17 protein-coding genes and 2 pseudogenes are annotated in these 15978 nt (G+C 70.6%); 15 read left to right on the forward strand and 4 right to left on the reverse strand.

Annotated features, from left to right (window positions below):
- The first annotated feature begins 4 nt into the window (after positions 1-4).
- The 6 genes and pseudogenes from QUE44_RS11780 to lnt all read left to right on the forward strand — a co-directional run bounded on the left by QUE44_RS11780 (position 5) and on the right by lnt (position 6048).
- Entirely contained in the window at positions 5-643 is a 639-nt protein-coding gene (locus tag QUE44_RS11780; protein WP_084074655.1) for a thioredoxin-like domain-containing protein, read from the forward strand.
- Complete coding sequence (locus QUE44_RS11785) at positions 643-1074, forward strand: DUF305 domain-containing protein (protein WP_286214762.1); 432 nt, start codon at positions 643-645, stop codon at positions 1072-1074. Before QUE44_RS11780 ends, QUE44_RS11785 begins: the two co-directional genes overlap by 1 nt.
- Positions 1074-1328, forward strand: coding sequence for a DUF305 domain-containing protein (locus QUE44_RS11790; RefSeq protein ID WP_286214763.1), 255 nt, complete (start codon positions 1074-1076; stop codon positions 1326-1328). Before QUE44_RS11785 ends, QUE44_RS11790 begins: the two co-directional genes overlap by 1 nt.
- A 200-nt stretch (positions 1329-1528) precedes the next feature.
- Positions 1529-3034, forward strand: a pseudogene (gene resB / locus QUE44_RS11795) (cytochrome c biogenesis protein ResB).
- Between the two features lie 2 nt (positions 3035-3036).
- On the forward strand, positions 3037-4023 hold the full coding sequence (gene ccsB / locus QUE44_RS11800) for a c-type cytochrome biogenesis protein CcsB (RefSeq protein ID WP_286214764.1): 987 nt from the start codon (positions 3037-3039) through the stop codon (positions 4021-4023).
- A gap of 174 nt (positions 4024-4197) precedes the next feature.
- Positions 4198-6048 carry an apolipoprotein N-acyltransferase gene (lnt, locus tag QUE44_RS11805; protein ID WP_286214765.1) on the forward strand — a complete coding sequence of 617 codons (1851 nt, stop codon included), beginning with the start codon at positions 4198-4200 and terminating at the stop codon, positions 6046-6048.
- An 11-nt stretch (positions 6049-6059) separates the two neighbouring features.
- Here the strand turns inward: lnt and QUE44_RS14425 are convergent, their stop codons facing one another.
- The gene (locus tag QUE44_RS14425) at positions 6060-6668 is read right to left on the reverse strand and encodes a cytochrome c oxidase assembly protein (RefSeq protein WP_433997170.1); all 609 of its coding nucleotides are present in this window, start codon (positions 6666-6668) and stop codon (positions 6060-6062) included.
- On the reverse strand, positions 6599-7051 hold the full coding sequence (locus tag QUE44_RS14430) for a cytochrome c oxidase assembly protein (RefSeq protein WP_433997171.1): 453 nt from the start codon (positions 7049-7051) through the stop codon (positions 6599-6601). Before QUE44_RS14430 ends, QUE44_RS14425 begins: the two co-directional genes overlap by 70 nt.
- Positions 7052-7180: 129 nt before the next feature.
- Between QUE44_RS14430 and QUE44_RS11815 the strand changes: the two genes are divergently transcribed.
- Both QUE44_RS11815 and QUE44_RS11820 read left to right on the forward strand, forming a co-directional pair.
- Positions 7181-7558, forward strand: a complete 378-nt coding sequence (locus QUE44_RS11815) for an ArsR/SmtB family transcription factor (RefSeq protein ID WP_286214766.1) — start codon at positions 7181-7183, stop codon at positions 7556-7558.
- Positions 7558-8472: a cation diffusion facilitator family transporter gene (locus QUE44_RS11820; RefSeq protein WP_013882289.1), complete on the forward strand. Its 915-nt coding sequence runs from the start codon at positions 7558-7560 to the stop codon at positions 8470-8472. The genes QUE44_RS11815 and QUE44_RS11820 overlap by 1 nt, the downstream gene beginning before the upstream one ends.
- Here QUE44_RS11820 and QUE44_RS11825 read toward each other — a convergent pair.
- On the reverse strand, positions 8455-8895 hold the full coding sequence (locus QUE44_RS11825; RefSeq protein WP_350226838.1) for a copper resistance CopC family protein: 441 nt from the start codon (positions 8893-8895) through the stop codon (positions 8455-8457). The genes QUE44_RS11820 and QUE44_RS11825 overlap by 18 nt on opposite strands.
- Positions 8896-9049: 154 nt before the next feature.
- On the opposite strand from QUE44_RS11825, the gene cmtR reads away from it, so the two are divergent.
- Both cmtR and QUE44_RS11835 read left to right on the forward strand, forming a co-directional pair.
- The gene (gene cmtR / locus QUE44_RS11830) at positions 9050-9409 is read left to right on the forward strand and encodes a Cd(II)/Pb(II)-sensing metalloregulatory transcriptional regulator CmtR (protein WP_006590980.1); all 360 of its coding nucleotides are present in this window, start codon (positions 9050-9052) and stop codon (positions 9407-9409) included.
- Positions 9406-10007 (forward strand): annotated as a pseudogene (locus QUE44_RS11835) (cadmium resistance transporter). The gene cmtR and the pseudogene QUE44_RS11835 overlap by 4 nt, the downstream one beginning before the upstream one ends.
- A gap of 247 nt (positions 10008-10254) precedes the next feature.
- Here QUE44_RS11835 and QUE44_RS11840 read toward each other — a convergent pair.
- Positions 10255-10539, reverse strand: coding sequence for a PLD nuclease N-terminal domain-containing protein (locus tag QUE44_RS11840; RefSeq protein ID WP_286214789.1), 285 nt, complete (start codon positions 10537-10539; stop codon positions 10255-10257).
- A 325-nt stretch (positions 10540-10864) separates the two neighbouring features.
- On the opposite strand from QUE44_RS11840, the gene QUE44_RS11845 reads away from it, so the two are divergent.
- The 5 genes from QUE44_RS11845 (at position 10865) to QUE44_RS11865 (ending at position 15924) form a co-directional block, all read left to right on the forward strand.
- A complete protein-coding gene (locus tag QUE44_RS11845; protein ID WP_491375255.1) occupies positions 10865-13207 on the forward strand; it encodes a glycoside hydrolase family 94 protein in 2343 nt (780 codons plus the stop codon).
- 102 nt (positions 13208-13309) lie between these two features.
- The gene (locus QUE44_RS11850) at positions 13310-13711 is read left to right on the forward strand and encodes a GreA/GreB family elongation factor (RefSeq protein WP_286214791.1); all 402 of its coding nucleotides are present in this window, start codon (positions 13310-13312) and stop codon (positions 13709-13711) included.
- A gap of 52 nt (positions 13712-13763) precedes the next feature.
- A complete protein-coding gene (locus QUE44_RS11855; protein ID WP_286214792.1) occupies positions 13764-14567 on the forward strand; it encodes an RNA polymerase sigma factor in 804 nt (267 codons plus the stop codon).
- A complete protein-coding gene (locus tag QUE44_RS11860) occupies positions 14567-14959 on the forward strand; it encodes an anti-sigma factor (protein WP_433997197.1) in 393 nt (130 codons plus the stop codon). The genes QUE44_RS11855 and QUE44_RS11860 overlap by 1 nt, the downstream gene beginning before the upstream one ends.
- A gap of 152 nt (positions 14960-15111) precedes the next feature.
- On the forward strand, positions 15112-15924 hold the full coding sequence (locus tag QUE44_RS11865; protein WP_286214795.1) for a DUF4397 domain-containing protein: 813 nt from the start codon (positions 15112-15114) through the stop codon (positions 15922-15924).
- Positions 15925-15978: the final 54 nt, after the last annotated feature.

Consider the following 15978-nt stretch of genomic DNA (forward strand, 5'->3'; position numbering starts at 1 on the left):
ACTGATGGCAACCCGTAAGCACGAAGCGGCCGAACGCGCTGCCCGGTTGGCCGAGATCCGCGAGCAGCAGCGGCGCGCCGAACGCCGCCGCACGGCGGTCATCACCGGCACGAGCGTGCTCGTGGCCGGGGTCCTCATCGGAGCGACGGCTGTCGTGCTCGTCGGCGAGCAGCGGCGCGCCGCCGAAGTCACTGAGGCAGCATCGGGCGACATCGAAGGGGTTGCGACCTTCAGTGACCTGTCGGCCAGCCATGTCCAGCAGCCGGTGCGGTACGAGCAGACGCCGCCCGTCGGTGGTGACCACGCGGGCGTGTGGGCCAACTGCGGGACGTACACCGAGCCGATCGCCAACGAGCTCGCGGTGCATTCCCTGGAGCACGGTGCCGTGTGGATCACCTATAGCTCGGACCTGCCGGCCGAGCAGGTGCAGCGGCTCGCCGAGCTGGCTGAGGGCAACGCGTACGTCCTGCTCAGCCCCTTCGATGGCATGCCCGAGGAGCCGGTGGTGGCCAGCGCCTGGGGGACCCAGCTGGCGCTGGAAACCGCGGATGACCCGCGCCTGGAGCAGTTCCTGGTCAAGTACCAGCAGGGTGAGCAGACACCGGAGCCGGGTGCGCCGTGCACGGGCGGGGTGGACGCGTGATGAGCGAGAGCGCTGGCGCACGCAGGCTCCCGACCGTTGCGGTGGTGATCCTGGTGGCCGCCGTGGTGGGCGTCGCCGGCCTGGTCGCCGGTTCGGCCCTCACCAGCGCAGGCGAGCGGGTCTCGCGGCCGGCCGAGGGGTCAGCCGAGGCTGGGTTCGCCCGCGACATGCAGGCGCACCACGCCCAGGCGGTGGAGATGTCCACGATGGTGCGCGACGGCACGGAGGATCCCGAGGTCCGGTCCCTGGCGCTGGACATCCTGCTGACCCAGCAGCAGCAGGCTGGGCAGATGTACGGCTGGCTGGAGCAGTGGGACCTTCCGCAGGCCAGCCTGGCCGCGCCGATGCAGTGGATGAGCGAACCCGGCTCCGGCATGGGGTCCATGGGCGACGGTGCTGACGCGACCGGGGGCCGGGATCCGATGAGGTGATGCCCGGGATAGCGAGTGATGAGGACCTGGGCAGGCTCGCCGAGGCGGGAGGGCTCGATGCTGAGGTTCTGTACCTGCGGCTCATGGTGGCGCACCACGAAGGCGGCGTGGCCATGGCTCAGGCGGCCCTCGACCTGGTCGGGGACCAGGACGTGCGTCGTCTGGCCCAGGCGATCGTCAGCTCCCAGACCGCCGAGCTCGCGGTACTCAATGACATGCTCGACGCGCGGGAAGCCGGGTCTGCGGGCCGGTGACCGAATCAATCGGCGCCTGGCCCGGTAACGCCGTCGCCGAGGCCACGGCATCCCGGCCAGCCGAGGACACGCTCGAGGACACTGCGCTCAGCCACCGTCTCGAGGAGGCGGCTCGCCCTGGGGTGATGGCGGTGCCACCGCGCCCGACGGGGCAGGGCCTGGTGGCATGGGCCAGGTGGGCGTGGCGGACGCTGACGTCCATGCGGACCGCAGTGCTGCTGTTGCTGGCGCTGGCCCTGGCTGCCGTGCCCGGGTCGTTGCTTCCCCAGCGCGGGGTCGCGTTCGACCCCGGCGCCGTGACCCGCTTCCTGGCTGACAACCCGGTGGTGGGCCCGTGGTTGGACCGGCTTGGGTTCTTTGAGGTGTACTCCTCGCCCTGGTTCGCCGCGATCTATCTGCTGCTCATGGTCTCCATGACTGGATGCGTCCTGCCGCGCGCGGCGCGCCTGTAGCAGTCGGCGCGCGCTGAACCCCCACGGGCACCGACGAACCTCGCGCGCCTGGACGACCACCGTCGTGCGACCGTGGCCGCGGAGCCGGCGCAGATCCTGCAGGCAGCCGCCTCTCATCTGCGGGCCCGGAGGTTTCGCGTCGTCGTCGATGACGATTCCGTGCGGGCGGAGAAGGGGTACTTGCGCGAGGCCGGCAACCTGGTGTTCCACCTGTCACTTCTGGCCCTGCTCTTCGGCGTCGCGATCGGGTCGCTCTTCGGCTTCGAGGGGCGGGTGATCGTCGTGGAGGGTGCTTCCTTCACGAACACGCGGCTGCAGTACGACGAGTTCACTCCCGGGCCTTTGACTGACGCCGCGGGCCTGAGTCCGTTCTCGGTCACGCTGGACGACTTCACTGCCAGGTTCGAGACGGCCGGCCCCCAACGCGGCAGCGCCCGGGACTTCCAGGCCGACCTGACCGTGCTGCGCACCCCCGGCGGCCCTGCGGAGAAGGTCACCGTCGAGGTGAACCACCCGCTGCAGGTGGAGGGCACCAAGATGTTCCTCACCGGCCACGGCTACGCCCCGGTGGTCAGCGTCATCGATGGCCGGGGTCAGACGGTGTTCTCCGGGCCGGTGGTGTTCGTGCCCTTCGACGGCAACCTGTCCTCCGAGGGCGTGATCAAGGTCCCGGACGGGCAGCCGACGCAGCTGGGGTTCGAAGGGTTCTTCCTGCCCACCGCCTCCGTCGACCCCGCGGCCGGCCCTCGATCGCTCTACCCGGACCTGGTCGATCCCCAGCTGCTGCTGACCGCATACACCGGTGACCTCGGCCTGGGTGACGGCGCACCGCAGTCGGTCTTCCGCCTGGACAAGACCGATCTGAGCCAGGTCATGGTCGGGGACGAGCCGTTCGCGCGCGCTCTGCGACCTGGTGAGTCGATGACGTTGCCCGGCGGGCAGGGCACCTTGACGTTCGAGTCGGTCTCGCGGTTCGCGAACTTTCAGATCGCCCACGACCCCGGCAAGGAGCTCTCCTTGGTCGCCGCGGTCGCCCTCCTGCTGGGCCTGACGGTCTCACTGGCGGTCCGCCGACGCCGGGTCTGGGTCCGTGTCAGCGCAGCGTCCGCAGGCGGCGCCGCGACTGTCGAGGCAGCCAGCTACGCGCTGACCCGCCGTGAGCCGGTCCCTGGCGAGCTTTCGTCGCTGCTCGCCGCCCTGCCAGGCGCTGAACCGGGCGGCGCAGACGCTTCCCCGCACGACCGAGAGGACTGAACGTGCCCATCCCCAACCTCCTGGCCGAGCTGAGCGACCGGCTCATCTACAGCGCCATCGCGGTTTATGCGTTGGCGATGCTCGCCTACGCCTACCAGGCGGCCCGCCGGTCGCACCCGGTGCCTGAGGACGCGCCTCGCCTCGAGCCGGACGCCGCCGGCGCACATGCCGCCGTTCCCGACCCGCAGCCGCCGACCGCTGGGGGCCGGCCCGCGATCCGCGATGCAGCCGCGCGTCGCACGGAGCGGATCGCGGCGGCACTGACCACGCTCGCGTTCGTGTTGCACCTGGCCGGGGTCGTCGCCCGGGGTCTGGCCGTGGGCCGGGCGCCGTGGGGCAACATGTATGAGTTCACGACCGCCGCCACACTGGCCGCCACGGCCGCTTACCTGGTGTTCCTGCGCCGCGGCCAGCCGGTTCGGGACCTGGGTGTGTGGGTCCTTGCTCTGGTCACCTTGTGCCTGGGGTTGGCCGTGACGGTGCTCTACACCCCCGCGGGGGACCTGGTCCCGGTGCTGAACTCGTACTGGTTGGTCATCCATGTCGCGGCGGCGATCATCGCCGGTGGTGTCTTCACCGTCGGGGCAGCTGCTACCGGCCTGTACCTGACGCGCCGACGCGCCGACGCGCGCGACGCCGGCGGGCAGGCGACCCGCGGCTACGCCGGCCGGCCGCCGGCTGCCGCCACCCTGGAGCGCCTCGCCCACACCGCCCACCTGTTCGCCTTCCCGGTGTGGACGTTCGCCGTGCTGGCCGGCGCGATCTGGGCCGAGGACTCCTGGGGCCGGTACTGGGGCTGGGACCCCAAGGAGACCTGGGCCTTCATCACCTGGGTGCTGTACGCCGCCTACCTGCACGCACAGTCCACCGCCGGGTGGCGCGGCAGGAAGGCCGGGTGGCTGGCCCTGGCCGGATACGCCGCCTTCTGGTTCAACTTCGTCGGCGTCAACCTGTTCATCACGGGCCTGCATTCCTATGCCGGCGTCTGAGGACCGGCCGACGCCGATGTGCGCCCGGCAGGTGCGTGACGACCCATCGGGAGGCGCCGGGTGAGCACGGGGTCCGAACGGCCTTCCTTGTCGGACACGCGGCCCGGTCCAGCTCGTACGGCCGGCGGGGAGCTTCGTGTCCGCGCCGGGTCGCCCCGGCAGGAGGTCGAGCGCGTGAATGCGCGACGCCGCAACGGTGGCGCCTCATTGCCTGGCCTCATGCCGCCGGGGCTGGTGCTGGTCGGAGCAGGCGTGGGTGGCTGGGCGACGAGTCTCGCGTTTCCTGACCGGGGATGGTGGCCGCTGGCCTACGCCGGCATGGCGTGCCTGCTGCTCGCGATGCGCGGCGCGTCACTGGTCCGCGCCGCAGGCATCGGCCTGGTCTGGGGGCTGGCCTTCTTCTTGCCGCTGGTCCACTGGGCAGTGCAGGCCACCGGATCGGCGCTCCCGTGGGTCGCGCTCAGCGTGTTCCAGGCGCTGTACGTCGCCGGCTTCGGCGCGCTGTGGACCTACGCGCGCAGGGCCGTCTGGCTCACCGGTCGCCCGCTGGCCCAGGCGGTCACCGCAGCCGTGCTGTGGGTCGCCATCGAGCAGGTCCGCGGCTCCTGGCCTTTCGGGGGCTTCCCGTGGGGCTTCCTGGCGTTCTCCCAGACCGAGGCGCCCCTGCTACGTCTCGCGCCCTACGGAGGGGAGGTCCTGGTCTCCGCGTTCGTCGCCGTGACGGGGGCGCTGATCGCGCTGGCGCTGCAGTACCTGCGCCGCACCGCGGTTATCGCCGCGACTCGGGCGCTGCTCGCCGCGGTGCTCCTGGCCGGCGCCCCGGGCCGGCTTCCCCTGACAGCCGGCCCGGAGAACGGCTCACTGCTGGTCGGCGCCGTCCAGGGCAACGTCCCGCAGCAGGGCGCCGACTGGGCCGAGCAGGCCCGCGACGTCACGGCCAACCACGCCCAAGGCACCGAGCGGCTCGCGGCGACCGCCGGAAGGCGCAAGCTGGACCTGGTGGTGTGGCCGGAGAGTGCCGCCGACATCGACCCCCGCACCGACCTGGCGCAGGCTTCGACCGTGGACCGCGCCGCCGCAGCGGTCGGCGCCCCACTGCTGCTGGGAACCCAGCGGTTCCCCGACGGGCAGGACATCCGCTACAACGAGATCATTTCCTGGACCGCCGGTGCGGGGAGTGGCGACGCCTACGCCAAGCAGCACCCGGTCCCCTTCGGGGAGTACGTCCCCTTCCGCGCATTCTTCCGCCAGCTCACTCCGCTCGTCGACCGGGTCGCCACGGACATGGCAGCCGGCGGCGACCCCGCCGTCATGGACGTGTGGATCGACGCGCTCGGACGTGACGTGCGCCTGGCCACCGGGATCTGCTTCGAGGTCGCCTACGCAGACCTCATCCGCGAAGGGGTCCTCGACGGGGCAGAGCTGATCGTCATCCCGACCAACAACGCCTCGTTCGGGCGCACTCCGGAGTCGACCCAGCAGCTGGCGATGTCCCGCTTCCGGGCGGTGGAGCACGGCAGGTCGACCGTCCAGGTCTCCACCGTCGGCGTCAGCGCGATGATCATGCCGGACGGGGCGGTCGTGGCGCGGACCGGTCTGTTCACCGATGAGGAGCTCATCGCCTCGCTGCCGCTGCGCAGCACGCTCACCCCGGCGGCGCGACTGGGCACCACGCCGCAGACCGCCGTCTACGTCCTGGCGGCGGCCGCTGTCGTCAGCGGTGCGCTGGTCGGCAGTCGGCGACCCGGCCGTGACCGCAGCCGCCGCCCCTTCCCGCGGCGGCTCCGCGCGGCGGAGGCCCAGGCCCCGAGGCTGGGGGTGCGGGCCCAGCGGGTGCGCGCCTTGCGGGTGCCGGGCCGGGTGTGGGTGACCCGCGTGTGGCCCTCGTGGCTGGAGGGGCGCCTGATCGTCGGGTTCCTCGCGCTGATGGCTGTCGCGGCCTACACCGGGATCCGGCTCGGCCAGGACATCGTCGAGAAGACCACCACCGCGGTGTCGGCAACCTCCGATGCCGAGGTCCTGTGAGGCTCCGACCATCACGGTTGTGCAGGTGGCGCCCCCGAGGGCCGCGAGCCGTTCAAGCGCGCGAGGTAGGCGTTGTAGTCCTCGAGCTCGGCGTCGGCGCCGCCGTCGCGGTCGATCTGCCGGTCTCGGGCTCTGGACCGCTCGGTGTCGTTGCGCTGCCACCTGCTGGCGATCAGCAGGAGCATCAGCAGTCCCGGCGCCTCCCCGTAGGACCAGGCCAGCCCACCGGCCAGCTGCTGGTCGCGCAGGGGATCGATCCCCCAGCCGGCCGGCGGCGCGGCGAACAAGGGGACCATCGGCGCGGTGGCCATCATCACGATCACCCCGAAGAACGCGTGCAGGGGCATCTCCAGCACCAGGTCCAGTGCCCGGCCATGATGGGTCTGCCGGATCGGCAACGGGTCGGTGGACAGCACCGGCACGGTGAACAGCAGACCGGCCACCAGGAACCCCACCTCCAGGGCGAGGTGCCCGGTCCAGGTGCGCAGCAGCGGGTCGGCGAGCTCGGCCAGGTACAGCCCGTAGAACGCCAGCAGGAACAACGGCACCATCACCGCCGGGTGCAGCACCACCCGACTGACCCGGCTGCGCAGGGCCCGCCGCGCCGTGACCAGCACCACCGTGCCCACCCCCGGTGCGGGGTCGCGCGCAGCAGCAACGTGCCGGGCCGCCCCAGCACCAGCAGCGGTGGGACGAGCATCATCAACGTCAGCTGCTGGAACATGAACGCCGAGAACAGCCGCAACCCGTACCCCTCGATGCCCGCACCGGTCACCAGCGCCAGCACCACACAGCCCACCGTGAACGAGATGGTCGCACCGATCGACCAGCGCCGCCCTCGCAGCCACAGCCGGCACGCGCCCGCCAGGTACAGCACCAGCAGCACCGCGGCCAGCGCCGGAAGGACCGGCACGGGCTGCAGCGTCGGGGCCAGCATCGTCTCCAGGGACGGTGGTGCGGTCGGCAGCCACACCGGCCCCGTGACGCCCGGGTCGTCCTGCATCCGCTCCTCCTCCGCCTTCGCCCCCTCACAGCGACATGGGTGTGAAGGCGATCGACCAGATTGCGACTCACGGCGAGCGCAGCGCTAGGGTGACCTTATCTGAAGATCCGCGCAGATGAGGAGATGCCCATGGGTCGGGTCCTGCCGTTGGACGGCTGCGTCGGTGGTGATCCCCTGTCGCAGCGCGTGGCGCTGGTCCGCGCCAGCGTCCCGGACGACGCCGAGGCAGGGACGCTGGCCGAGCTGTTCCGGTTGCTCGGTGACGTACGGCGCACCAAGATCCTCTACGCGCTGCTGGAGGCCGGTGAGCTGTGCGTGTGCGACATCTCCGCAGCGGTGCAGGTCCCAGAGGCGTCGGTGTCCCAGACGATGCGTCTACTGCGGGCCTCGGGGGTGGTGGGCAACCGGCGAGAGGGCCGCCGGGTGTACTACCGGTTGGCCGATACCCACGTGCGGATGCTGCTGGACGTGTGCCGCGAGCACACCGGACACGAAGGGATCCGCTGATGGGCGCCGGGCACGCTCACGCCCCCGTCGCTGAGCACGCCGGCGGGCGCTACCGACGCCGCCTCGCCGCAGCGTTCTTCCTGACCGCGACGTTCTTCGCCGTCGAGCTGGCAGCGGGGCTGATCTCAGGCTCGCTCGCGCTGATCTCCGACGCCGGGCACATGGCCGCCGACGTCGTGGCCCTGGGGGCGTCCCTGCTCGCCACCCGGATCGCCACCCGCCCCGACCCCACCGGAAGAAGAACCTACGGCTCGTACCGCGCGGAAGTCTTCGCTTCCGGCCTGACCGTGCTGATCATGCTCGGCGTCGGGGTGTACGTGGTGGTCGAGGCGATCAGCCGGATCGGCGAGGACCCGTCCCTACCCTCGGGCGTGATGCTCGCGGTCGGTTTCGTGGGCCTGGTGATCAACCTTGTCTCCATGCTGCTGCTGCGCAGCGGGTCCAAGGACAGCCTCAACGTCCGGGGCGCCTACTTCGAAGTGGTGGCCGACGCTGCCGGCTCCGTCGGTGTCATGGTCGCCGGTGTTCTGATCATCGCCACCGGGCGACCGGTCTGGGACCTCGTCGTCGCCCTGGCGATCGCCATCTTCGTCATCGTGCGTGCCGTCACCCTGGGGCGGCAGGTCGTCGCGGTACTCGGCCAGCACGCACCCGCCGGCATCGACCCGGAGGCCGTCAGCCGAGAGCTGAGCGCCGTGCCCGGCGTGAGCGCCATCCACGACCTGCACCTGTGGGTGCTGACCTCCGGGATGAACGTCGCCACCGCTCACCTCGTCGCGAGCAGCGGATCGGATCACGCCGCGGTCCTGGCCGCCGCGCGGGACATCCTGCGGGATCGCTTCGGCATCGCCCACGCCACGCTCCAGGTGGAGACGGCCCAGCAGCAGCACGAGTGCTCAGACCTGACCTGGTAGCCGCTCAGTCCCTCGACACCTCCGCCGAGCGCTTGGGGGCCCCTGGTTGCTGGGTGCGCCCAGGGGCGGTGGCATCGGCGCGCCGGGCCAGGCGTGCGAGCATCGCGTTGTAGGCGGCCAGGTCGGTGTCGCCCCTTCGTCGGCACGCTCGGGCGACGGCTCAGATGTGCTCGCGCTTTCAGGCGCCGCCTCAACGGTGAAGCGGAAGGTCCCGTCGACAGGGTGGCCGTCACCGGACACGGAGCGCCACGCGACCTGGAAGTCCCCGGCCGGGAGGCCATCGCCAAGGCGCTGGGTAACAGTGGCGCCGGACACCGTCGTGGCTCCGTCGCCCCACTCCTGCCCGTCAGGTCCGTTCACCGCGACGACGGCACCCACGGCCAGCTGGTCAGCGGATCGAACGCCCGGCCAGCCCACCGCCACTTAGTCCCGGCAGGAGCCCGCCAACTTCCGCCGGGAGTCACATCGTTCCTCTCGATAAGTAGCGGTGGTGTCCGGTGAGGGTTCCCCTTACGGGCATGCGATCTGGGCTGACGCCTGTGACCGAGTGTTCAGTGCGCGCTGTATAGTTCAGTCCATGCTGACTATTGCTTCGCGTCTCGACGTGATGAACCGCCTGGGTCGTGCACTGGCCGACCCCACTCGATCCCGGATCATCTTGACCCTGCTCGACCATCCCGCTTACCCGGCGGAACTGGCCCGAGATCTGGACCTGACACGCCCGAACGTGTCCAACCACCTGGCATGCCTGCGCGATTGCGGGATCGTCGTCTCCGAGCCCGAGGGTCGTCGGACACGATATGAGATCGCCGATTCGCACCTGGCGCAGGCGCTGACGGCACTGGTCGATGCCACCCTGGCAGTGGACGAAGATGCCCCGTGCATCGATCCCGCCTGCTCGCTTCCCGGATGCGACGCAGCTGGGGAGGGCGCATGATCCTCACCTCGGTCTTGCAGGCGATGGGCCTGTTCGCAGCGACCAACATCGACGACATCATCGTGCTCTCCCTCTTCTTCGCGCGAGGGGCAGGCCAGCGCGGCACTACCGCCCGCATTCTGGCCGGCCAGTACCTCGGATTCGCCGGCATCCTCGGTGCCGCGGTCCTGGTGACCATCGGTGCCGGAGCATTCCTGCCCTCGGCAGCCATCCCGTACTTCGGTCTCATCCCTCTGGGCCTCGGCCTCTGGGCCGCATGGCAGGCCTGGCGCGGAGACGATGACGACGATGACGACGAGGCCAAGGTTGCCGGCAAGAAGGTCGGCGTGTGGACAGTCGCAGGCGTCACCCTTGCCAACGGCGGCGACAACATCGGCGTCTACACCCCTGTCTTCCTCAGCGTGGAACCTCTCGCAGTAGTCGCCTACTGCATCATCTTCCTCGCGCTCGTCGCGGTCCTGGTGGCCCTGGCAAAGTTCGTCGCCACCCGCCCCCGATCGCCGAAGTGCTCGAACGCTGGGAGCACATCCTCTTCCCCATCGTTCTCATCGGCCTCGGCATCGTGATCCTCGTCAGCGGCGGAGCCTTCGGACTCTGACGTAGCGGCAGCGATCCAAACGGCCCCGACCGGGCGCACCCCTCTCGGTTCAGACCGCGACACCTACCTGCAGCCAGTCCTGCGTGATCGCGGCAACAAGACCGCCACGGAGCGCTGCAAAAACCCCGCCACCAAGCGAACGAAGCCACAGTGTTGAGTGCCCAGAACGAGCGATTTCGGGCACTGAGCACCTCGCGAGCCGGTGGACCGCGCGCCGGACTGGTGCCCAGCATCGGCCGGGCGCCCGCTACTCGCCTCCGAGCGAGCGTCGCCGCTCCTGTTCGTTCAGCCACACGCGGTAGGCCGGGTCGTCGTCCGGCGCGAGCGGAGTCGGCGGCAGCGGCCGCCGCTGTGGGCCGTCGAGGTACGTGACGAGCAGCCACGCGCCGGCGCCGATGTACGGCACGAACACCACAAGCAGGATCCACCCCACCTTGGGCAGGTGGTGAGGGTTCTCCGAGGGCTGCTGGACGATGTCCGCGAGCGCGTACACCGTGAGGGCGATGTAGAACAGCGGCAGCAGGAGGCGCATATCGCCATGCATAGCAGGTGAAACGCTCTCAGGCCAGCGTTCTGTGAGGTGCTGAGTGCCCAGAACGAGCGATTTCGGGCACTGAGCACCTCCCGTGGCGACGGGTCGCGGGGGCAACCCGCGGCATCGTGCGGCCGGGACCACCGACGTGGCGCGGCCCGAATCGTTTCGATAGAGTGGGCGCCATCACCCTCGGGAGAGCGCTCTCTCAGCACGATTCCGAGCCACACGAAAGGCACCCGCCCATGCAGTTCGGCCACTTCGACGACGAAGCGCGCGAGTACGTCATCACGACCCCCACACCCCGTACCCGTGGATCAACTACCTGGGTGCCCAGGACTTCTTCGGGCTGGTGTCGCACACCGGCGGCGGATACAGCTTCTATCGCGACGCCAAGCTACGCCGCCTCACGCGCTACCGCTACAACAACGTGCCGGTCGACGACGGCGGGCGCTACTTCTCGATCAACGACGGTGGCGAGGTGTGGAGCCCCGGCTACCGCCCGTATAAGACCGAGCTCGACAGCTTCGAGACGCGTCACGGCATGGGCTACACGCGCATCGCCGGCTCGCGCAACGGCCTCACCGCGAGCGTGCTGCTCTTTGTCCCCGTCGACGTCAATGCCGAGGTCCACCGCGTCGAGGTGACCAACACGTCCGACGCCCCCAAGTCCTTCTCGCTGTTCAGCTTCCTCGAGTTCAACCTGTGGAACGCCGAGGACGACCAGACCAACTACCAGCGCAATCTATCGATCGGCGAGGTCGAGGTGGTCGACGGCGCGATCTATCACAAGACCGAGTACCGCGAGCGTCGCGACCACTACGCCGTCTACGGCGTCAACGCGCCCATCGCGGGCTTCGACACCGACCGCGACACCTACCTGGGATTCGGCAACGGCTTCGACGAGGCCGCGGTGCCCCACGCGGGCAAGGCGGGCAACTCGATCGCGTCCGGCTGGTACCCGATCGCCTCGCACCAGCTCGAGGTCGAGCTCGCCCCCGGCGAGTCGAAGGCCTTCACGTTTGTGCTCGGCTACCTCGAGAACCCGCGCGAGGACAAGTGGGAGGCGCCCGGCGTCATCCGCAAGGACGGCGCGCGCGAGCTCCTCGCCCGCTTCGCGACCGACGAGCAGACCCTCGCCGAGTTCGCGACCCTCAACGCGTACTGGGACGGGCTGCTCGGCTCCTACACGGTCGAGTCCGGCCACGAGAAGCTCGACCGGATGGTCAACATCTGGAACCAGTACCAGTGCATGGTCACCTACAACATGTCCCGGTCGGCGAGCTTCTTCGAGACCGGCATGGGCCGCGGCATGGGCTTCCGCGACTCGTCGCAGGACCTGCTCGGCTTTGTCCACCTGGTGCCCGAGCGCGCCCGCGAGCGCATCATCGACATCGCGTCCACGCAGTTCGAGGACGGCAGCGCGTACCACCAGTACCAGCCGCTCACGAAGCGCGGCAACCACACGCTCGGGTCCGGCTTCAACGACGACCCGCTGTGGCTGATCCTCGGCGTCGCGGCCTACGTCAAGGAGACCGGCGACTTCGCGATCCTCGACGAGCTGGTGCCGTTCGACAACGACGAGTCGAAGGCCGCGTCGCTCATGGAGCACCTCAAGCGGTCCTTCGACTTCACGATCAACAACCGCGGCCCGCACGGCCTGCCGCTGATCGGCCGCGCCGACTGGAACGACTGTCTCAACCTCAACTGCTTCTCGACAGAGCCCGGCGAGTCCTTCCAGACCACCGGCAACCGCACGGGCGGCGTCGCCGAGTCGATCTTCATCGCAGGCATGTTCGCGGCGATCGGCCCCGAGTACGCGGCGCTCGCGCGCAGGCGCGGGGACGATGCCGAGGCCCAGCGGGCAGACGAGGCCGTGGCGGCCATGCGTGACGCGGTGCTCGAGCACGGCTGGGACGGCGAGTGGTTCCTGCGTGCCTACGACTACTTCGGCACCAAGGTCGGCAGCCACGAGAACGAGGACGGCCAGATCTGGATCGAGCCGCAGGGCTTCTGCATCATGGGCGGGATCGGCGTCGAGGACGGCCGCGCGCTCAAGGCGCTCGACGCGACCCGCGAGCGGCTGAACACTCCTCACGGCATCGTCCTTCTCAACCCCGCCTACCGCGAATACCACGTCGAACTCGGCGAGGTCACGTCGTACCCGCCGGGCTACAAGGAGAACGCGGGCATCTTCTGCCACAACAACCCGTGGGTGATCATCGCGGAGACCGTGGTGGGCCGCGCCGAGCACGCGTGGGAGTACTGGAAGCAGATCGCCCCCGCGTACCGCGAGGAGCAGTCCGAGGTGCACCGGCTCGAGCCGTATGTGTACGCGCAGATGATCGCGGGCAAGGACGCGGTGCGTCACGGTGAGGCCAAGAATTCGTGGCTCACCGGCACGGCCTCGTGGAACTTCGTCACCGTCTCGCAGTATCTGCTGGGCGTGCGCCCCGACTACGACGGCCTGGTGGTCGACCCGTGCATCGGCGCCGAGGTCTCGGAGTACACGGTGCGCCGCGTCGTGCGCGGCGCGACCTACGTCATCCACGTCACCAACTCGGGCGGTAAGGGCGCCTCGCTCACGGTCGACGGCATGGCGATCGAGGGATCGCTGGTGCCCTACGCCGAGCCCGGATCGGTGGTCGAGGTTCGCGCCACGGTCTGAGCCGCACCGGCCGGCCAATGGCGTTCGTCACGGCGCCCCGCGGGTAGAATGTCACCTTTACCCGCGGGCCGCCGTGCCCGGCATCGTCAAAGGAGATCTGCCATGTCCGCCACCGTGTGGATGACCCCCGCCGCCCTCGAGCTGCTTCGTGAGGAACTCGCGACTCTCGAGGCGGCCTCCCGCGACGATGACCCCACCACCCGCGCGCGTATCGTCGAATTGCGCGAGCGCATCGCGGCGGCCGACACCAGCCCGCGGCCCGACGACGGCCTCGTGGAGCCCGGCATGCGCGTCGTGGTGCGGCTGGATGGGGCCGATGCCCCGCTTGCCTTTGTGTTGGGTGACCGTTCGCTCGTGGCGCCGGGCGCCGACGAGACCGTCTACTCGCCCACCTCCCCCATGGGTGCTGCGGTTGACGGCCGCTACGTGGGGGACACCGTGACGTTCGAGACTCCGCGCGGCCCGCGCTCGGCGACGATCCTCGAGGCGCACCCCGTCGCCTGAGGCGCGTGACGCGCGTCGAGACGACCCGGGACCCGTGCGTGGGAGACTTCCGATGAGCGAAGGGACGCCGATGGCCGGGGCCGAGATCGAGGACGCGTATCGGGAGGCCGCGCCGTTGGTGCACACCCTCGCGCTGCGGGCGCTCGGCTCGGTCGACGAGGCCGAGGACGTCGTGCGTCGTGTGTTCGCGGCTGCCGCCGCGAGCGGAGACCTCGCGCCGCAGTCCCTGCTGCGTGATGCCGCCGAGCGCGTCACCGGCGACCTTGAGCGGCGCGTGCGGGCCAAGCTGTCCGCCCTCGATGACCCACGCCTCGGTGCGGACGCCGTCACGGATCACGACGCCGTGGTGGCCGAGGCGGATCGGATCCTGTTGCGCTCGGCGATGTCGAGGCTCGACGAGCAGCGGCGCACGCTCCTCGAGCGCGCTCTGGTTCATGGCGACCCGCGTCCCGAGCTCGCGATGATGACGGGCGTCTCGACCGAGGACCTCGAGGCCATGCTGCGGGACGCGCTACTTGAGCTGTGGACGGGCCCGCGCATGCGTGGTGAACACGCTCCGGCCGCCGACCTCGCGTCGCGCGCGCTGGGCAATTCCGCCGCGCCGCCTCACTCCGATCACCTGGGCCGCTGCCGCGAGTGTCGCGACGTGTCGCGGTCGCTCAACGACCTCGTGGGCGCGATCGCGCGCATGCCCTCGGCCGGTCCGGTGCTGCCGCCGCGCGGGGGCTGTGGGACGAGGTGCGCGAGGCGGTGGCAGCCGGCGCGGTCCCCGAGCCGGACTGGCGTGAGGAGGCACGCCGCGCCGCCGAGCGGGCCCAGCGCCGTCGCACCTTCATCCTCGTCGGTGCCGTGGTGATGTCGAGCCTGCTGGTCGGGCTGACGGTGATCCTCGCGCAGCTCTTGGTCGAGCCCGACCGCGCGGCCATCGCCTCCGCGGTGCTCGCCGACCCGCGCCAGGGCGGGGCCGATGCCGGCTCGGTGGTGCTCGAGCGACGCGACGGCGGCGCAGAGGTGCTGGTGATCGACACCGTGTTCGCCGAGTATCCGGACGCGTATCTCGAGGTGTGGCTCGTGCCGGCTGGCGAGGATCCGATCTCCGTGGGTCACCTGCGCGCGAGCCGCTACGAGGTGGAGGTGCCCGAGGCGGCGGGCTCGGCCATGGGCGCGACCATCGAGATCAGCAGGGAGCCGTGGGACGGAGACCCCACCCGCGGTGGCGAAGTGGTGGCACGCGGCGCGCTCGGTTGAGTGGTCCTTTGCTCGGGTCGGCCCCTATCGCGCCGCCCGGTGTTCACTCTGAGCGAAATCTGAGATCTCCTGCATCCAAGGGCCACCCTGCGTCGGAAGTACGGGGTGAAGGCACGTCGCACCCGGGCGGCGGCCCACGAAAGGAGAAGGTCATGCGCTCGTCGATCTTGGCCGGCATCGCCGCCGGCACCCTGCTCGCCGCGGCAACCGCCGCCCCCGCATTCGCCGTCGAGGACGGCAAGGCGGACCTCGCCGTCCTGCACGGCATCCCCGACCTCACCGTTGACGTCTACGTGGACGGTGCCCTTACGCTCGACGACTTCGCCCCCGGCGACCTCGCCGGCCCGCTGTCTCTCGACCCGGGCACCTACTCGGTCGCGATCACGGCCTCCGACGCGGCGGATGACTCCGCCCCGGTGCTCGGCCCGATCGACCTCCCGCTCGAGGAGGGCATGAGCTACACCGCCGTCGCGCACCTCACCGAGGCAGGCGAGGCGACCGCGACGCTCTTCACCAACGACATCTCGGAGACCGCCTCCGGCGAGGGCCGCCTCACGGTCCGCCACACGGCAGCGGCGCCCGCGGTCGACGTGTGGGCCAACGGAGAGGTCGCCTTCGAGAACCTCGCGAACCCCGATGAGGTCATGGCGGACCTTCCCGTCGCGACCTACGAGGCCGCGGTGTCCCTCACCGGTGAGACCGAGCCCGTGATCGGCCCCGCCGACGTCCCCGTCGAGGAGGGCATGAACACCATCGTGTACGCGTGGGGCTCCGCCGAGGACGGCAACCTTGCCGTCGCCGTCCAGTCCGTCGCGACGCACACCTCGATGCCTGATGAGGTCGCCGCCGGTACCCAGGGCCTCGCCGCCGACAACGGATCCGTCCCGGTGGGCGTGATCGTGGTCGGAGCCGCGGCGCTCGCCGCCGCGGGCCTCGCCACCCGGGCCGTGCTCGCCCGCCGCTAGTCCCCCCAGGGGCGGGGCGCGCCAATCCTCCGGCGCGCCCCGCCCACCCCTTTC

It is taken from the genome of Demequina sediminis (assembly GCF_030296675.1).
Classification (GTDB): Bacteria; Actinomycetota; Actinomycetes; order Actinomycetales; family Demequinaceae; genus Demequina; species Demequina sediminis.